The sequence below is a fragment of the Crossiella sp. SN42 genome, assembly GCF_023897065.1.
GTDB lineage: Bacteria > Actinomycetota > Actinomycetes > Mycobacteriales > Pseudonocardiaceae > Crossiella.
Window position 1 is genome coordinate 97,784 of the sequence record NZ_JAMHIV010000013.1, and the last position, 15,547, is coordinate 113,330.

Consider the following 15,547-nt stretch of genomic DNA (forward strand, 5'->3'; position numbering starts at 1 on the left):
GGGGTGGCGCGTGTCGGGTTACATGGCACGTGTCGCCGGACACACCGGGACGCGAAGGGACTGGGGATGCTCCGTCTGGAGGGAGTGGGCAAGCGCTACGGACGCGGCCCGCTGGTGCTCGCCGAGGTCGACCTGGCGCTGACCGCCGGCCAGACCACGGTGGTGCGCGGCCGCAACGGCTCCGGCAAGTCCACCCTGCTGCGAGTCGTGGCCGGGGTGTGTCAGCCCAGCCTGGGCCGGGTGCGCGGGAGACCGGCCCAGGTGGGCTACGTGCCCGAACGTTTTCCGGCACACCTGCGGCTTTCCCCGATCGGCTACCTCCGACACCTCGGCGCCGTCCGCGGCCAGTCCCGCGCGGCCACCGAGGCCCGGATGACCGAGCTGCTCACCAGGCTGGCCTTCGCCGGGGAGCCGGACGAGCCGATGAACCGGCTGTCCAAGGGCAACACGCAGAAGATCGCCCTGGCCCAGGCCCTGCTCGCGCCGGTCGGCCTGCTGGTCCTGGACGAGCCGTGGACCGGCCTGGACACCACCGCCGCCGGCGTGCTGGGCGAACTGCTCGCCGAGGAGGCCGCGCGCGGGGCCGCCGTGCTGCTCATCGACCACGAGGAGCACCACGAGCTGATCCGCCGGGACCGCCTGGTGGAGATCGCGCAGGGCCGGATCCGGGTGCACGACACCCCGCCGGAGGACCTGGTCGAGCTGACCCTGCGGGTGCCCGCGCGCGCCGCCGACACGCTGCGCGCCACCGCCCGCGAGCTCGGCGGCACGGAGGTCACCCGATGACCGCGCTGCTCCGCTACCTGGCCGCCGACCTGCTGCGCTCGCAGGCCTTCTTCCTGCCCGCGCTGCTGTTCCTGGCCGTGCTGGGCATGCTCAACAGCGGCGACCCCGGCCCGCCGCTGTCGGCCTACCAGGGCACCGCACTGGTCATCTACCCGGTCGCGGCCGCGCTGACCATGGTCATCGCCAACGCGGAGGACCCGGTCGCCCGCCAGGTCACCCTGGTCACCGCGCGCGGCTGGGGCCGGGTGCTGGCCGCGCTGCTGGCGCTGGCGGTGCTGGCCCTGCTGCTGCTCACCGCGCTGGCCCTGCTGGTCCCGCTGCTGGTCAACCCGCGCCCGCAACCGCCGAGCCTGCTGCTGGCCGGCGCGCTGGCACACCTGGGCAGCGGCCTGCTCGGGGTCGCGGTCGGCCTGCTGTGCGCCCGGCCGCTGCTGCACCGCCCGGTGCACGCGGTCAGCACCATCCTGCTCGGCGTGGTGCTGGTCGTCTTCCTCGGCCGGGTGCCGCCGATCGGCAACCTGATGACCCTGCTGGAAGGCGGCGACGGCAGCCACGCGCTGGCCGCGCTCACCGGCAACCTCGCCCTCTCCGCCGGGCTGCTCGCCGCCACGGCCGCCCTGGTCTACGCCATCGGCCGCAAACGACTGTGAGACAAGGAGAACCGCGATGATCCACCACGTGCAACTGGCCGGTCCGCCCGGCTGCGAGGACAGCATGCGGGCCTACTACAGCGGCGTGCTCGGCTGGACCGAGATCCCCAAGCCGCCGCTGCTGGCCGCGCGCGGCGGCTGCTGGTTCGCCGTGCCCGGCGGCGGCGAGCTTCACATCGGCGCCGAGGAGGGCTTCCGCCCCTCGGCCAAGGCGCACCCCGCCTTCGTCACCGACGTGCACGCCCTGGCCGCCACCCTCACCGCCGCCGGCCACCAGGTGACCTGGGCCGACCCGGCCGAGATCCCCGGCCGGGACCGCTTCCACACCACCGACCCGGTGGGCAACCGTCTGGAGTTCCTGGCCGGCTGACCCCGGGGCGGGCCGCCACCCGCCCGACCGCTTGCCGCCGCCAGCCGCGCACCCGCCGCTGCGTCACCCACCAGGGGGATCAGGCGAGCTGACACCGGGTACCCCCGCTGACTACCGTCTGTGCCCATTCGGACGAACCGGAGGAGCCTCAACGATGCGGGTACCGTTGACCGTCGCCGACTTCCTCGACCGGGCGGAGACCGTCTTTCCCACCAGCACCGCGGTGATCGACGAACCCAGCCAACCGGCCGCGGCGGTGCCGACGACCACCTATGGCGAACTGGCCCGGCGGGCGCGGGCCTGGCAGGCCGGGCTGGACCGGCTCGGGGTGGGCGAGGGCGAACGCGTGGCCGTGGTCAGCCACAACTCCGCCCGGCTGCTGGAGTTGCTGCACGCCGTGCCGGCCAGCGGGCGGATCTGCGTGCCGGTGAACTTCCGGCTGCGGCCGGAGGAGATCGAGTACATCGTCGGCCACAGCGGCGCCTCGGTGCTGCTGGTCGACCCCGAGCTGGCCCCCGCGCTGAGCGGGATCTCCGCGCCGCACAAGCACATCCTCGGCGAGGAGACCGAGACCGAGGTGATGCGCTTCGGCACCGAGCCGCGCCCGTGGGCCGCGCCGGATGAGGACGCCACCGCCACCATCAACTACACCTCGGGCACCACCGCCCGCCCCAAGGGCGTGCAGATGACCCACCGCAACATCTGGATCAACGCGATGACCTTCGGCCTGCACGCCAGGGTCTGGGAACGCGACGTCTACCTGCACACCCTGCCCATGTTCCACTGCAACGGCTGGGGCATGCCCTTCGCCGCCACCGGCCTCGGCGTGCCGCAGGTGGTGCTGCGCAAGGTCGACGGCGCGGAGATCCTGCGCCGGGTCGAGCGGCACGGCGTCACCCTGGCCTGCGGGGCGCCCGCGGTGTGGAACATGGTCCTGGATGCCGCGCAGGAGTGGGACGGCGAGATCCCCGGCCGGGACCGGGTGCGCATCGTCTGCGCCGGCGCGCCGCCGCCCACCCGCACCATCGCCCGCATCGAGGAGGAGCTGGGCTGGAGCTTCCAGCAGCTCTACGGCCTCACCGAGACCTCCCCGTTCCTCACCTTCAACCGCACCCGCCCCGCCGACCTCGACCTGCCCGCCGAGGAGCGGGCCCGCAAGCTCTCCCGCGCGGGCGCGCCCGGCATCGGCGTGCGCCTGAAGATCTCCGACAGCGGCGAGGTGCTGGCCCGCGGCAACACCGTGCTCGCCGGGTACTGGGAGAACCCGGCGGCCACCGAGGCGGCCCTGGAGGGCGGCTGGTTCCACACCGGCGACGGCGGCACCCTGGACGAGGAGGGCCACCTCAGCATCTCCGACCGGAAGAAGGACGTGATCATCACCGGCGGGGAGAACGTGTCCTCCATCGAGGTCGAGGACTGCGTGTTCAGTCACCCGTCCGTGGCTGAGGTGGCGGTCATCGGGGTGCCGGATGACAAATGGGGCGAAACGATCAAGGCACTGGTCGTGGTGAGCGAGGGCGCGCAGGTCAGCGAGGCCGAGATCATCGCGCACTGCAAGGAGAAGCTCGCCGGGTACAAGGCCCCGACGACGGTCGAGTTCCGCGAGTCCATACCGCGTACGGCGACCGGGAAAATCCAGAAGTTCAAGCTCCGTGAGCCCTACTGGGCCGGTTTGGACCGCAAAGTGAACTAGACCGTTTACCGAATCGTTTCCGCAGCTCGGGGCACCTCGCGTGCCCCGAGCTGTTTTGTGCACGGCGCGTGTGCTGAATGCCTCTTTCGGGCGACATTGTCCCCAGTAAATGTGACACGTGTGAGGGATGAGGCGCGTGTTCATGCTGGGATCACTGGCGACTGGTGGGACGAAATGTCACAGTTGCTCAGCGTGTCCGACCGCTGCCGTTCGGTACCCGGCGTGTAGGCCGAGCGGGCGTTGTCGGCTGGGCGCTACCGGCGGAGGAAAGGTTCGGAGGTGGGCGTGATGCCGACGCGACGGAACCTGGTTCTGGGGCTCGTGACGACCGCGATCGCGGGTGTGCTGCTGGCCGGCACGCCCGGCGTGGGCGCGGCCGTGCCGCCGCCACCGCCCAACCCGAGCGACGCCGACATCCGCAACGGCCGCGCCCAGGTCGACTCCAAGGCGGGCGAGGTCGGCAGGCTCACCAACGAGCTCAGCCGCGCCGAGGCCCGCCTGGCCGAGCTGATGGCCGATGTGGAGCTGCGCCGCGAAGAGGCGATGAAGGCCCTGGTCGACCTGGAGGCCGCGCAGGAGGCCGCGGACCGGGCCAAGGCCGAGGCCAGGGGCGCCCGCGCCGAAGCCGACGCCGCCGCCAAGTCGGTGGAGGACCTGCGCGCCAAGGCCGACGCCTTCGCCGCCGCGACCTACCAGAACGGCAACCTGCTGGACACCACCGGCGCGCTGCTGACCGCCAAGGGCCCGCAGGAGGTGCTGGACCGCTCCGAGATGCTGGAGCTGATCAGCGGCTCGCAGGCCGACGTGCTGGAGGTCATGCGCCGGGCGCGCACGGACAAGGCGAACAAGGACTCCCTGGCCCGCAAGGCCCTGGAGGCCGCCGAGGCCAAGCAGAACGCCGCCGAGCAGGCCAAGCGGGTCGCCGACGCGGCGCAGGCCATCGCGGTGCAGGCGGGCAGCACCCAGGAGCAGCGGGCCAACGAGATCGAGGCCACCAGGGTCGCGGTGGAGAAGCAGCTGTTCGAGGCGCGCGACCACGTCTCCGGCCTGCAGGGCCAGCGGCAGCGCTACGAGGACTGGCTGGCGGCCAAGAAGCGCGAGGAGGAGGAGCGGCAGCGCCGCGAGGCCGAGGAGGCCCGCAAGGCCGCCGCGGCCGCCGCCGCGCAGAACCGCCCGGCCGCCCGCCCGCAGACCGCGGCCCGGCCCACGGTCGCCCCCGCGCCCGGCCGCGGCGTGCAGATCGCGATCAACCGCGCGCTGTCCCAGCTCGGCGTGATCTACGCCTGGGGCGGCGGCAACGGCTCCGGCCCGACCCGCGGCATCCGCGACGGCGGCGTGGCCGACACCTTCGGCGACTACCGCAAGGTCGGCTTCGACTGCTCCGGCCTGATGATCTACGCCTACGCCGGGATCGGCGTCAACCTGCCGCACTACAGCGGCTACCAGTACAACTACGGCCGCAAGGTGCCGCTGTCCCAGATGGCCGCCGGCGACATGCTGTTCTGGGCCACCAACGGCCGCATCCACCACGTGGCGATGTACCTGGGCGGCGGGCGGATGGTGGAGGCCCCGCACTCCGGCGCGCGGGTGCGGATCTCGCCGGTGCGCTACGGCGGCCTGATGCCGTACGCGGTGCGCCTGGTCTAGTCCGGAAAAGGAGTCGACAGGTCGCGGCGCGGGCTTGTAGCTTGCGGCCGACCGCGACACCGCCCGAGGAGGTGAGACCCATGACCGCTGTAGCGATGTGGGTGCTCCCCCTTCCCGTCCCGGTCTGGCGACTGACGTAGGTGTCGCCGGGAGCGCCGCCACCAAGGCACTCCCGAAGGGCAACACCATGTTCGACGTGATCATCGCCGGTTGTGGGCCGACCGGCGCGATGCTGGCCGCCGAGCTGCGGCTGCACCAGGTGCGGGTACTCGTGCTGGAGCGGGACACCGAGCCCGCTTCCTTCGTCCGCATCGTCGGTCTGCACATCCGCAGTCTTGAGCTGATGGCGATGCGTGGACTGCTGGACCGCCTGCGGCCACACGGAAGACAGCGTCCGGCCGCCGGTTTCTTCGCCGCCATCGCCACACCCGTGCCGCGGGGCCTGGACTCCGCGCACGCCTACCTGCTGGGCATTCCGCAGCCGGTCATCGTCCAGCTCCTGGAAGAACACGCGGTGCGGCTGGGCGCGCAGGTCCGGCATGGCTGCGCGGTGGCCGGTCTGGAGCAGGACGAGGAGGGCGTGACGGTCGAGCTGGCCGACGGTGAGCGGCTGCGCACGCGCTACCTCGTCGGCTGTGACGGCGCGCGCAGCACGGTGCGCAAGCTGCTCGGCGTCGGCTTCCCCGGCGAGCCCGCGCGGACCGAGACGCTGATGGGCGAGCTGGAAGTCGGTGTGCCGCAGGAGGAGATCGCCGCCCAGGTGGCCGCGATCCATGAGACCAACAAGAGTTTCAGCCTGAGTCCCTTCGGCGACAAGGTCTACCGCGTGGTGGTCCCCGCCGTGGGCGTCAGCGATCGCGCGGAACCGCCCACCCTGGAGGACTTCCGGCAGGGGTTGCGCGCGATCGCGGGCACCGACTTCGGCGTGCACTCCCCGCGCTGGCTGTCCCGTTTTGGCGATGCCACCCGGCTGGCCGAGCGATATCGCATTGGGCGGGTGCTGCTGGCAGGCGACGCGGCGCACATCCACCCACCCCTCGGCGGGCAGGGCCTCAACCTCGGCGTGCAGGACGCGGTCAACCTCGGCTGGAAACTGGCCGCGCAGGTCCGCGGCTGGGCCCCGGAAACGCTGCTGGACACCTACCAGGCCGAACGTCATCCGGTCGCCGCGGACGTGCTGGACAACACCCGGGCCCAGCTGGCGCTCTCCGCCCCCGAACCGGGCGCGCGGGCAATGCGCAGGCTGCTCACCGAACTGCTGGACTTCAACGAGGTGAACCGGCACCTGATCGAGAAGATCACCGCGATCGGCATCCGCTACGACTTCGGCGAGGGCCCCGACCTGCTCGGCCGCCGCCTGCCCGACCTCGAGCTGGCACAGGGCACCCTCTACGGGTTGCTGCACCGCGGCCGCGGCCTGCTGCTGGACCGCACCGGAGGCCTGACCGCCGGTGGTTGGGCAGACCGCGTCGACTACCTCGCCGATCCCACCGCGGCACTGGACGTGCCGTGCGTGCTGCTGCGCCCCGACGGCCACGTGTCCTGGATCGGCCACGATCAGCGGGATCTGGACCGGCAACTCGCCCGCTGGTTCGGCAAGCCGGCCGGCTGAGGTCGTTAGCGTGGCGGGATGTCGTTCACCGTCCTGATCACCGGGGGCAACGCGGGCATCGGGTACTTCGTCGCCGAACAGCTGGCGGCTGCCGGGTGCGCCGTGCTGATCGGCAGTCGCAGCCCGGCCAAGGCCGAGGCCGCGCTGTCCGCCCTGCGCGCGCGGGTGCCCGGCGCCGAGGTCGGCCAGGTCTCGCTCGACCTGGCCGACCTGCCCTCGATCAAGTCCACTGTGGACGGTCTGCGGCTGGACCGGCTGGACGCGGTGGTGCACAACGCCGGGGTGCTGCTCGACGACCCGCCGCGCCAGGAGACCCCGCAGGGCCACGAGTTGATGTTCGGCACCAACCACCTCGGCCACTTCGCCCTCACCGCCCTGCTCGCCCCGCTGCTCTCCGCCGCCCCGGCCGCCAGGGTGGTCACCACCGGCAGCTTCACCGCCAAGTCCGAGACCTTCGACTTCGACGACCCGCAGAGCACCCGCGACTACCGGTCCAAACGCACCTACGCCCGGTCCAAGCTGGCCCAGATGCTCTTCGGCTTCGAGCTGGACCGCCGCCTGCGCGCCACCGGCAGCCCGGTGCTCAGCGTGGTCACCCATCCCGGCGGGGCGCTGGACTCGCTCACCCCGTCCCGCCCGCCGGTGCACGTGCGCGGCGCCGGTCAGCGGCTGCTCGGCCTGCCGGCCGGGATCATGGTGCACGGCAAGGACAAGGCGGCCAGGGTCGCGGTCAGGGCGGTGCTCGACCCCGCGGTGCGCGGCGGGCAGCTGTGGGGGCCGAGGATGTTCGGCCTGCGCGGCGCGCCCAGGGTGGAACCGGTGCGCGGGCCGCTGGCGGACCTGGCAGCGGCGGCCCGGGTCTGGGACCTCAGCGTGGAGCTGACCGGGCTGGCGCCGGACTTCGGTTGACCCGCGCGGCCAGCAGCACCGCGAGCAGTGTCAGCCCGGCCCCGGCCCAGGTCGCCACCGTGGGCTGGGGCCCGGTCACCAGGTCCAGGGCGATCGCCCCGAGCAGCTGCCCCGCCACGCTCGCCAGCCCATAGACCAGCACCCCGATCTCGCCGACGGCCAGGGTGGCCACCGCCACCACGCCGATCCCGATCAGCCCGGCCAGGTAGAACCACGGCTCGGCCGGGAAGGCGCCGGTGGGCAGCCCGCGCACGGCGAACCCGGCCAGCAGCAGCACCGCGAGGGTCGCCGTGGCCACCACGAAGTTCACCATGGTGGCCGGCCACGGCGAGCCCGCGGCCGCGGCCACCCGCCCGTTGAACGCCGACTGCACCGCCCCCGTCACCCCCGCCAGCAGCGGCAACGCCACCAGCACCAGGGTGCTCGCGCCGCCGATCCGGTCCGTCCCGGCGATCAGCACCGCCAGCACGCACAGCACCGCCCCGCCCAGCCGCGCCGCGGTCACCGGCCGCACCCCGCCCGGCCCGAGCCCCCACCGGTCCGCGGCCAGGCTGCCGCCCACGGTGCCCGCCACGACCGCCACCGTGAACAGCGCGACGCCCAGCGAGGTCACCGTGATCCCCTGGCCGCCGACGATCAGCGCGCCACTGATCCCGCCAAGGCAGTGCCACCAGCGCAACTGCCCTGCGCGCACCGCCGTCCGCAGCCGCCGGATACCGCGACGTCCGGCGGGGAAGGCGGGCACCAGCGCCAGCAGCACGACCATGCCCATGGCGGTGGTCAGCAGCGGCGCGCCGATCCCGTCCCCGAGCCGCGCGCCGAACTCCCCGTTCAACCGGGCCTGCCCGGCCAGCCCGACCCCGGCGGCCACGGTCGACGCCACCGCCAGCACGCGCCGCGATCTGATCTCCACAACTGTCACGTACGCCGAGTCTGACCTACCGGGACCGCCGGGTCGCGCGGATTTCCCGGTCTAGGCCGAACGGCGGATTTGCGCCGGTTCCCGCCACCCCGGCCGGCCAGTCGGCCGACACTGTCCGCGCGAGATGTGAACGTGGGGGAGGCCGTCATCAGCGGGCTGGAAGTGCTCGACCTCGGCAAGATCATCGCCGAGAAGGCGGTGACCGCTTGGCTGCGCAGGCACCGGGCCCGCAAGCAGCGCACCGCCACCCTGGCCGAGCTGGCCGCCGAGGAACTGGCCAGTCCCGTCCAGCGCAACAAGCTGGAGCGGCTGCTCGGCAACGTCGGCGGCCAGGTCGCCGAACGCCTGGAACTGGTGCTGGAGACCCGGTTCAGGTCCCTGCCGGAGCACGAGGTCGCCGCCGCGCTCGCCGGGGCGGGCGACGCACTGGCCGAGGTCAAGCTGAGCGACGAGCTGATCTTCGCCACCGACGCCGACGGGGACAAGCTCGCCGCGCACGTCCGCTCGGTCTGCCCGCCGCCGGCCGGCCTGGCCGAACCCGCGGGCCAGCTCTACGACATCGCGCTGGACCAGTCCTGCCGCTACCTGGCCCAGGTCATCCAGCACCTGCCCGCGCTGCCGCCGCGCGCGCTGGCCGAGACGCTGTCCCGGCTCACCGCGCAGACCGCCCAGCTGGACGAGCTGCTGGCCAGGGTGCCCCGCTCCACCCTGCACGCGCCGCGCGGCACCGACCACGACGCCGAGTTCACCGCCGCCTACCTCCGGCACATCGAGTCCACTTTGGACAGTGTGACGCTGCTCGGCCTGGCCGCCCACGAGCAACCGAAGCTGGCGCTGAGCACCGCCTACCTGAGCCTGAGCGTGGCCAGCGTGCTGGACCGGCACAGCCGCGCTACCCGCCGCCGCCCGGACCGGCACTGGTTCGCCGAGACCGGGGACGGCGGCACCAGCAGCGGCCGGGTGGAGGCCGCGCTCGGTGGCGCGGACCGCGCGTTCGTGCGTGGCGAGGCGGGTTCGGGCAAGACCACGCTGCTGCACTGGCTCGCCGTCACCGCGGCCCGCTCCGCCTTCACCGACCAGCTCGCGGACTGGAACTCCTGCGTGCCCTTCGTGATCCGCCTGCGCGGCCACGCCACCGGCGACCTGCCGCGCCCCGAGCAGTTCCTCCAGGACGCCTGGCCTGCGCGCTCGGCGGAGATGCCCGAACTGTGGACGCACCGCCGCCTGGACGAGGGCAGCGCGCTGCTGCTGGTCGACGGGGTGGACGAGGTGCCGCCGAACCGCCGCCCGCAGGTGCACGCCTGGCTCTCCGAACTGGCCCGCGAGTTCCCCAAGGCCCGCATGGTGGTCACCGCCCGCCCCGCCGCGGCCGAGGCGAAGTGGCTGGCCGCCGAGGGTTTCACCGCGGTCACCCTGGAACCGATGAACCGGGAGGACATCACCCGGTTCGTGGCCTGCTGGCACCAGGCCGCCCAGCGCGCGCACAGCCTGCCCGGCGACCCGGCCGAGCTGCCCGCCGCCCAGCGCCGCCTGCTCAACCAGCTCGCCAGCCGCCCGCACCTGCGGGTGCTGGCCGCGAACCCGTTGCTGTGCGCCATGTTGTGCGCGCTGAACCTGGACCAGGTCAGCGAACTGCCGCGCAACCGGATGGAGCTCTACCGCCGCGCGCTGGAGATGCTGCTGGAGACCAGGGACCTCAAGCGCGGCATCGCCGGCCTGCTGGACGTCAGCCGCAAGCGGGTCCTGTTGCGGGACATGGCCTGGCGGCTCACCGAGGCCAACCGGATCGAGCTGGACCGGGCCCGCGCGGAGGAGCACGTGGCCCGCAAGCTGCTGGCCATGCCCAATGTCACCGATCCGGCCGGGGAGATCCTGGACCACCTGCTGGAGCGCAGCGGGGTGCTGCGCGAACCGGTGCCCGGCAAGGTCGACTTCGTGCACCGCACCTTCCAGGAGTACCTGGCCGCCAGCGAGGCCACCGAGCAGGGCCGGATCGAGAAGCTGGTCTCCCAGGCGCACCTGGACGTCTGGTGGGAGACCATCGTGATGGCCTGCGGCCACGCCAAACGCACCCAGGCCGACGCCCTGCTCACCGAGATCCTGGACCGCGCCGACACCGAACCCCGCCGTGCCCGCCACCTCCGCCTGCTCGCCGCGGCCTGCCTGGAAACGGTGGAGGAGCTGGACCCCGCGGTCCGCGCGCGGGTGGACACGCTGATCGAGACGCACCTGGTGCCGCCGCGCAGCGTCCGCGAGGCCGGATCGCTGGCCGCGATCGGGCACCGGGTGCTGCGCTACTTCCCGTCCACTGTGGACAATCTGTCCGAGGCCTCGGCGGCGGCCACCGTGCGGGCGGCGGCCTTCACCGAGAACGAGGACGGCCTGCGGCTGCTGCGCGGGTACGCGGCCGACCCGCGGCACCGGGTGCAGGAGGAGCTGGCCGCGGCCTGGCGCTACTTCGAGCCCGCGCGGTACGCCGAGGAGGTGCTGGCCGGGGCGCCGTTGCGGGACGGGCACATCCGGGTCCGCGACGAACACCTGCTGTCCTACGTCGACCGCCTGACCAACCTGCGCAGCCTGGAGCTCGACCTGGAGTCCGGCCGTCACCGGGTGCCCCTGGACGTCATCGCGGACCTGCCATGCCTCACCGTGATCCGGCTCGACCTGCTGCCGGAGACCGTTGACCTGACCCCCCTGCTGGAACACCCGCTGCTGCACACGGTGGAGCTGTTCGCCGCCGAGGACTACCGGGGGACCGAGTTGCTGTGCCGGCTGCCCCGCCTGGCCAACCTGGCCCTGTTCTGCGCCGTGCCCATGCCCGACCTCGGCTTCGTCCGGGAGCTGCCGGGCTTGCAGACCCTGTCCCTGGACTACCTGGGACAGGTCGAGGACTATTCCCCGCTGGATGGGCTGACCTCGTTGTGGCGCTTGAACCTCTGGCGGGAAGCGAGCCTGGCGTCGGAGTCCGGACGGTCCTGGCCGAGCATCCGGCAGCTGCTGTTGTCCAGGACCGGCGCCGAGGTGCTGCACCGGCTGCCGGAGCTGATGCCCAACTTGCAGACCCTGATCATCGACGAGCTCACCGCGGGCGACCTGGCGGCCGTGGCGGAGTTCCCGTTGCACACCTTGGAGATCCGGGATCACCTGGCGGCGCTCGACCTGCGCGCGCTGGCCGGCCGGGAGCTGAGGCTGCGGCTGGACCGCGGCGGCTCCTACCTCGGCCTGGACGAGCTGGGTCCCGGCGTGCGGATCAGCTACCTCTGAGCCGTGTTGCCCGCTCTCCCCGTGGAGAGCGGGCAAACCCCCAGTCAGCACCTCACACCGAGGCGAAGAAGACCTTCGCGTTGTTCATCGCCTCGGTGTCGGCCAGCACGTCGCCCGGCTTGCTCCCGTTCCCGGTCAGCGCCCCCGCGAACTCCATCTTCAGGTACGCCGCCGACCGCCGGAGCTGGTCGATCAGCGCGTCCGCCTGGTGCGGCTCCTCGCTCAGCGCGGTGATCACCCACAGCCGTTTGCCAGCCATCCGGCCCTTGAAACCGAGCTCCTCGATGTCGAACCAGTCGCTCCAGTAGTCGAGGTAGCGCTTGGTCGGGGTGGACACCGAGTACCAGTAGGTGGGCGAGGCGATCACGATGTCGGTGGCGGCCAGGGTCGCGTCCAACAGTTGCCGCTCGGTGCCGATCGGGGCGGGATGCAGACGATTGCCGGGCGCATGGCGGCGGTCCACGTACTCCGGAAGGGGCAGCGCGGCCAGGTTGAGCCACTGTTGCTCGACGTTAGTAGGGAGATTTTCCGCTGCGTTACGTGCCAATGTCTCTGTGTTACCACCTTGGCGCGTGCTGCCGAGCAAGAACAGGAACGAACGCATGAGAAGGGGACCTTTCTAGGGGATAGAGTAGATGCATGCACCTACATGTACTTCTGGCCGAGATACTGGCACCGGAGGTAGGCTCCGGTCAAGGGGCGTGGTTGTGGGGTCAACAGTGACAGCGGAGAACACAGTGGCCGCGCGGGACGCGGTGGACGAACCGGCCTGGCGCAGGGTGATCACCCTGCACGGGCGGATCGAGCAGGAGCTGGCCAAGGCCCTGCAACGGCGGTTCGGGCTCGGGCTGACCGAGTACCGGGCGCTGAGCAGGCTGGCCGAGGTGGACGGGTGCAGCCTGCGCATGCAGGTGCTCGCCGACGCCATCGGGCTCAACCAGAGCTCGGTGTCCCGGCTGGTGGCGCGGCTGGAGGAGGCCGGGCTGACCGTGCGCGACCCCTGCGAGAACGACCGCAGGGGCGTGTACTCGATGCTCACCCCCGAGGGCAGACAGCGGCAGGCCCTGGCCGAACCGGTCTACCGGGAGACGCTCAGCGCCGCGCTGGACAAGGCCGCCAACGATCCCGACCTGGCCGACGCGGTGGCCGCGCTGCGGGCGGCGACCTGAGCGGTGGACGTGCGCTTGACGGCCGTGGTGCTCGCCGGGGGAAGGGCGAGCCGGATGCGCGGCGTGGACAAACCGGGGCTGCTGCTCGGCGGGCGCAGCCTGCTCGAGCACGCGCTGGCCGCCGTCGCGGCCGCGTCGCTGGTGGTCGTGGTTGGTCCACAACGGACGGTCAGCCGTCCGGTGTCCTGGACACGTGAGGTACCAGTCGGATCGGGGCCGCTCGCGGCACTGGGGGCCGGACTGGCATCACTGTCCGAAGTGGACGGTCTGGTGGCGGTGCTGGCCGCCGACCAGCCAGGTGTCACCGCGGACACGGTGTCCCGCCTGTGTGCGGCACTGTCCGATGTGGACGGTTCGGACGGGGCGGTGCTGGTGGCCGACGGGCGGAAGCAGTGGCTCACCGGGGTGTGGCGGCTGGCCGCGTTGCGGGCGGCGATGCCCGCCGAGCTGGCCGACGCGCCGCTGCGCGCGGTGTTCGGTGGTCTGCACGTCGTCGAGGTGCCCGCGGTGGTGCGGGAGGGGCGCGACGTGGACACGCCTGAGGATCTGGCCGCCTGGCGGGCGGCTCACCCGGACTGAGGCGGTGGCGCGCTGGCCAGCATGGCCCCGTAGGCGCGCTCGATCAGCTTCGCGGGATCGTAGGCCTGGCCGAGGGTCCAGGGCATCAGCATGCTCAGCTGCAGGCCGCGCAGGAAGATCCCGATCAGGTCCAGGGTCTCCCGGTCATCCGGCAGCTGCTGGAGCCGGTGGTTGATCCCCATCTGCTTGGTGACCAGCTCGTTGAGCTCGTGCAGGGTCGGCCGCAGGCCTGGTCGCCGGATCGCCTCCAGGTTCAGCTCCAGCATGGCCAGGTTGAAGATCCGGCCCTCCTCCTCCAGTCCGGTCAGCATCAGGCTGATCGCCTCGGATGCCTCTATCGGCGTGGCCATCTTCTCCGGGAAGCCCTCGATGGTGCCGATGATCTCCCAGTGCCGCTCGGCCACCCGGTGCGCCACCGCCGACCACAGCGCGTCCCTGGTGCGGAAGTAGTTCGAGGTCGTGCCGGTCGGCACCCCGGCCTCCTTGTCCACCGTCCGGTGGGTCAGGCCGTGGCCGCCCTCGCGGGCCAGCACGTCGATCGCGGCGTCCGCGAGGTGCTTCTTGCGCTGCTCGTTCTGGGGTGGCACCCGCACAGTCTGCCCCACGCCGCGCACCGCCGACAGATTCACTGCTACAGTAGTACTACGTTCGTAGTGAACGGGCGTTGAGGAGGGGAAATGTCGACCAAGCAGGACCAGACCGAGCACATCGCGGAGGCCCTCGCGGCCCTGGGGCCGGCGGTCGCGGAGATCACCGAGCCGCAGCCGCCCAAGCTGCTCTGGGAGCTCGGCGGCCGGCAGCACTGGGCGGTCAGCAGGCACGCCGACGCGGTCGCGGTGCTGGCCGCGCCGCAGGCCACGGTGCGCATCCACCAGCCGGAGACCCCACCGGAGTCGTCGGCGGAGTCGCCGACGGGGGAGATCGGCGAGGCGCTGATGGCCATCGGCGCGCTGGTGGGCGGCTCGATGCTGCACCTGGACCCGCCGGAGCACACCCGGCAGCGCAAGCTCGTGGTGCGCGCCTTCAGCGCCCGCCGGGTGGACGCGCTGCGGCCGCGGATCGAGCAGATCACCGCCGAGCTGCTGGACCGGCTGGCCGAGCGCACCGAACCGGTCGAGCTGATCGAGGAGTTCGCCTTCCAGCTGCCCATCACGGTGATCTGCGAGCTGCTCGGCACCCCGGTCGAGGACCGCGCGCTGTTCCGGGACTGGTCGCACGCGATGACCGCGCTGTTCGCCGACCTCGCCCAGGCGCCGGTGCACATCCCGAAGCTGCTGGAGATGGGGGAGTACCTGCGCGAGCTGATGGTCCACAAGCGCGGTGACGCCGCCGCCGGGGACCTGCTCGGCGACCTGGCCGCGGTGGAGGTCGACGGCCAGGCGCTCACCGACGCGGAGATGGTCGCGATGGCCGCGCTGCTGATCTTCGCCGGGCACGAGACCACCACCCACCTCATCTCCCTGGGTATGCGCGCCCTGCTCACCCACCCCGACCAGCTCCAGCTGCTGCGCGAGCGCCCCGAGCTGCTCAACCCGGCCATGGACGAGCTGCTGCGCTTCGACGGCCCGATCAACCCCGGCCTCAACCGGGCGCTCACCGAGGACCTGCGGCTGGGTGACACGGTGATCCCGGCGGGCAGCGCGGTGTTCATCGCGGTGCCGGTGGCCAACCGGGACCCCGAGCTGTTCACCGACCCGGACCGGCTGGACGTCACCAGGGACGCGGGCAAGCACCTCGGCTTCGGCCACGGCATCCACTTCTGCCTCGGCGCGCGGCTGGCCAGGCTGGAGGGCGAGGTGGCCATCGGCACCCTGATCCGGCGCTTCCCGGAGATCAGGCTCGCGGTGCCGCCGGAGGAGCTCAAGCTGCGGGTCAGCGGCATGCGCGCGCTGGCCGAGCTGCCGGTCAGGCTGAACTGATCTTCACAGGGGTCATACCCAACGAGG

At 72.4% G+C, this 15,547-nt stretch carries 14 protein-coding genes; 11 read left to right on the top strand and 3 right to left on the bottom strand.

All coding sequences use genetic code 11. The annotated features are described in order from the left end of the window. Positions 1 to 66: 66 nt before the first annotated feature. The 7 genes from M8C13_RS17110 to M8C13_RS17140 all read left to right on the top strand — a co-directional run bounded on the left by M8C13_RS17110 (position 67) and on the right by M8C13_RS17140 (position 7,667). Positions 67 to 786, top strand: a complete 720-nt coding sequence (locus M8C13_RS17110) for an ATP-binding cassette domain-containing protein (RefSeq protein WP_252481600.1) — start codon at positions 67 to 69, stop codon at positions 784 to 786. Then, positions 783 to 1,436 carry a hypothetical protein gene (locus tag M8C13_RS17115; RefSeq protein WP_252481601.1) on the top strand — a complete coding sequence of 218 codons (654 nt, stop codon included), beginning with the start codon at positions 783 to 785 and terminating at the stop codon, positions 1,434 to 1,436. The genes M8C13_RS17110 and M8C13_RS17115 overlap by 4 nt, the downstream gene beginning before the upstream one ends. 16 nt (positions 1,437 to 1,452) lie before the next feature. After that, positions 1,453 to 1,806 carry a glyoxalase gene (locus M8C13_RS17120; RefSeq protein WP_252481602.1) on the top strand — a complete coding sequence of 118 codons (354 nt, stop codon included), beginning with the start codon at positions 1,453 to 1,455 and terminating at the stop codon, positions 1,804 to 1,806. 154 nt (positions 1,807 to 1,960) lie between these two features. Then, complete coding sequence (locus M8C13_RS17125) at positions 1,961 to 3,499, top strand: AMP-binding protein (protein WP_252481603.1); 1,539 nt, start codon at positions 1,961 to 1,963, stop codon at positions 3,497 to 3,499. Positions 3,500 to 3,787: 288 nt separating this feature from the next. Next, the gene (locus M8C13_RS17130) at positions 3,788 to 5,146 is read left to right on the top strand and encodes an NlpC/P60 family protein (protein WP_252481604.1); all 1,359 of its coding nucleotides are present in this window, start codon (positions 3,788 to 3,790) and stop codon (positions 5,144 to 5,146) included. 187 nt (positions 5,147 to 5,333) lie between these two features. Continuing rightward, on the top strand, positions 5,334 to 6,758 hold the full coding sequence (locus tag M8C13_RS17135; RefSeq protein ID WP_252481605.1) for an FAD-dependent monooxygenase: 1,425 nt from the start codon (positions 5,334 to 5,336) through the stop codon (positions 6,756 to 6,758). 18 nt (positions 6,759 to 6,776) lie between these two features. Then, positions 6,777 to 7,667, top strand: coding sequence for an SDR family NAD(P)-dependent oxidoreductase (locus M8C13_RS17140; protein ID WP_252481606.1), 891 nt, complete (start codon positions 6,777 to 6,779; stop codon positions 7,665 to 7,667). On the opposite strand, the gene M8C13_RS17145 is transcribed toward M8C13_RS17140, so the two are convergent. After that, the gene (locus M8C13_RS17145; RefSeq protein ID WP_252481607.1) at positions 7,627 to 8,589 is read right to left on the bottom strand and encodes a DMT family transporter; all 963 of its coding nucleotides are present in this window, start codon (positions 8,587 to 8,589) and stop codon (positions 7,627 to 7,629) included. The genes M8C13_RS17140 and M8C13_RS17145 overlap by 41 nt on opposite strands. A 132-nt stretch (positions 8,590 to 8,721) precedes the next feature. Between M8C13_RS17145 and M8C13_RS17150 the strand changes: the two genes are divergently transcribed. Then, positions 8,722 to 11,853, top strand: coding sequence for an NACHT domain-containing NTPase (locus tag M8C13_RS17150; protein WP_252481608.1), 3,132 nt, complete (start codon positions 8,722 to 8,724; stop codon positions 11,851 to 11,853). 52 nt (positions 11,854 to 11,905) lie between these two features. Here M8C13_RS17150 and M8C13_RS17155 read toward each other — a convergent pair whose 3' ends face one another. After that, on the bottom strand, positions 11,906 to 12,457 hold the full coding sequence (locus M8C13_RS17155; protein ID WP_256509195.1) for a flavodoxin family protein: 552 nt from the start codon (positions 12,455 to 12,457) through the stop codon (positions 11,906 to 11,908). A gap of 115 nt (positions 12,458 to 12,572) precedes the next feature. On the opposite strand from M8C13_RS17155, the gene M8C13_RS17160 reads away from it, so the two are divergent. Further along, positions 12,573 to 13,022 carry a MarR family winged helix-turn-helix transcriptional regulator gene (locus M8C13_RS17160; protein WP_252481610.1) on the top strand — a complete coding sequence of 150 codons (450 nt, stop codon included), beginning with the start codon at positions 12,573 to 12,575 and terminating at the stop codon, positions 13,020 to 13,022. 9 nt (positions 13,023 to 13,031) lie between these two features. After that, positions 13,032 to 13,601, top strand: a complete 570-nt coding sequence (locus tag M8C13_RS17165; protein ID WP_252481611.1) for a molybdenum cofactor guanylyltransferase — start codon at positions 13,032 to 13,034, stop codon at positions 13,599 to 13,601. Here M8C13_RS17165 and M8C13_RS17170 read toward each other — a convergent pair. Continuing rightward, the gene (locus M8C13_RS17170; RefSeq protein WP_252481612.1) at positions 13,589 to 14,188 is read right to left on the bottom strand and encodes a TetR/AcrR family transcriptional regulator; all 600 of its coding nucleotides are present in this window, start codon (positions 14,186 to 14,188) and stop codon (positions 13,589 to 13,591) included. The genes M8C13_RS17165 and M8C13_RS17170 overlap by 13 nt on opposite strands. Before the next feature lie 90 nt (positions 14,189 to 14,278). On the opposite strand from M8C13_RS17170, the gene M8C13_RS17175 reads away from it, so the two are divergent. After that, positions 14,279 to 15,520: a cytochrome P450 gene (locus M8C13_RS17175; RefSeq protein ID WP_252481613.1), complete on the top strand. Its 1,242-nt coding sequence runs from the start codon at positions 14,279 to 14,281 to the stop codon at positions 15,518 to 15,520. The last annotated feature ends 27 nt before the right edge of the window (positions 15,521 to 15,547 follow it).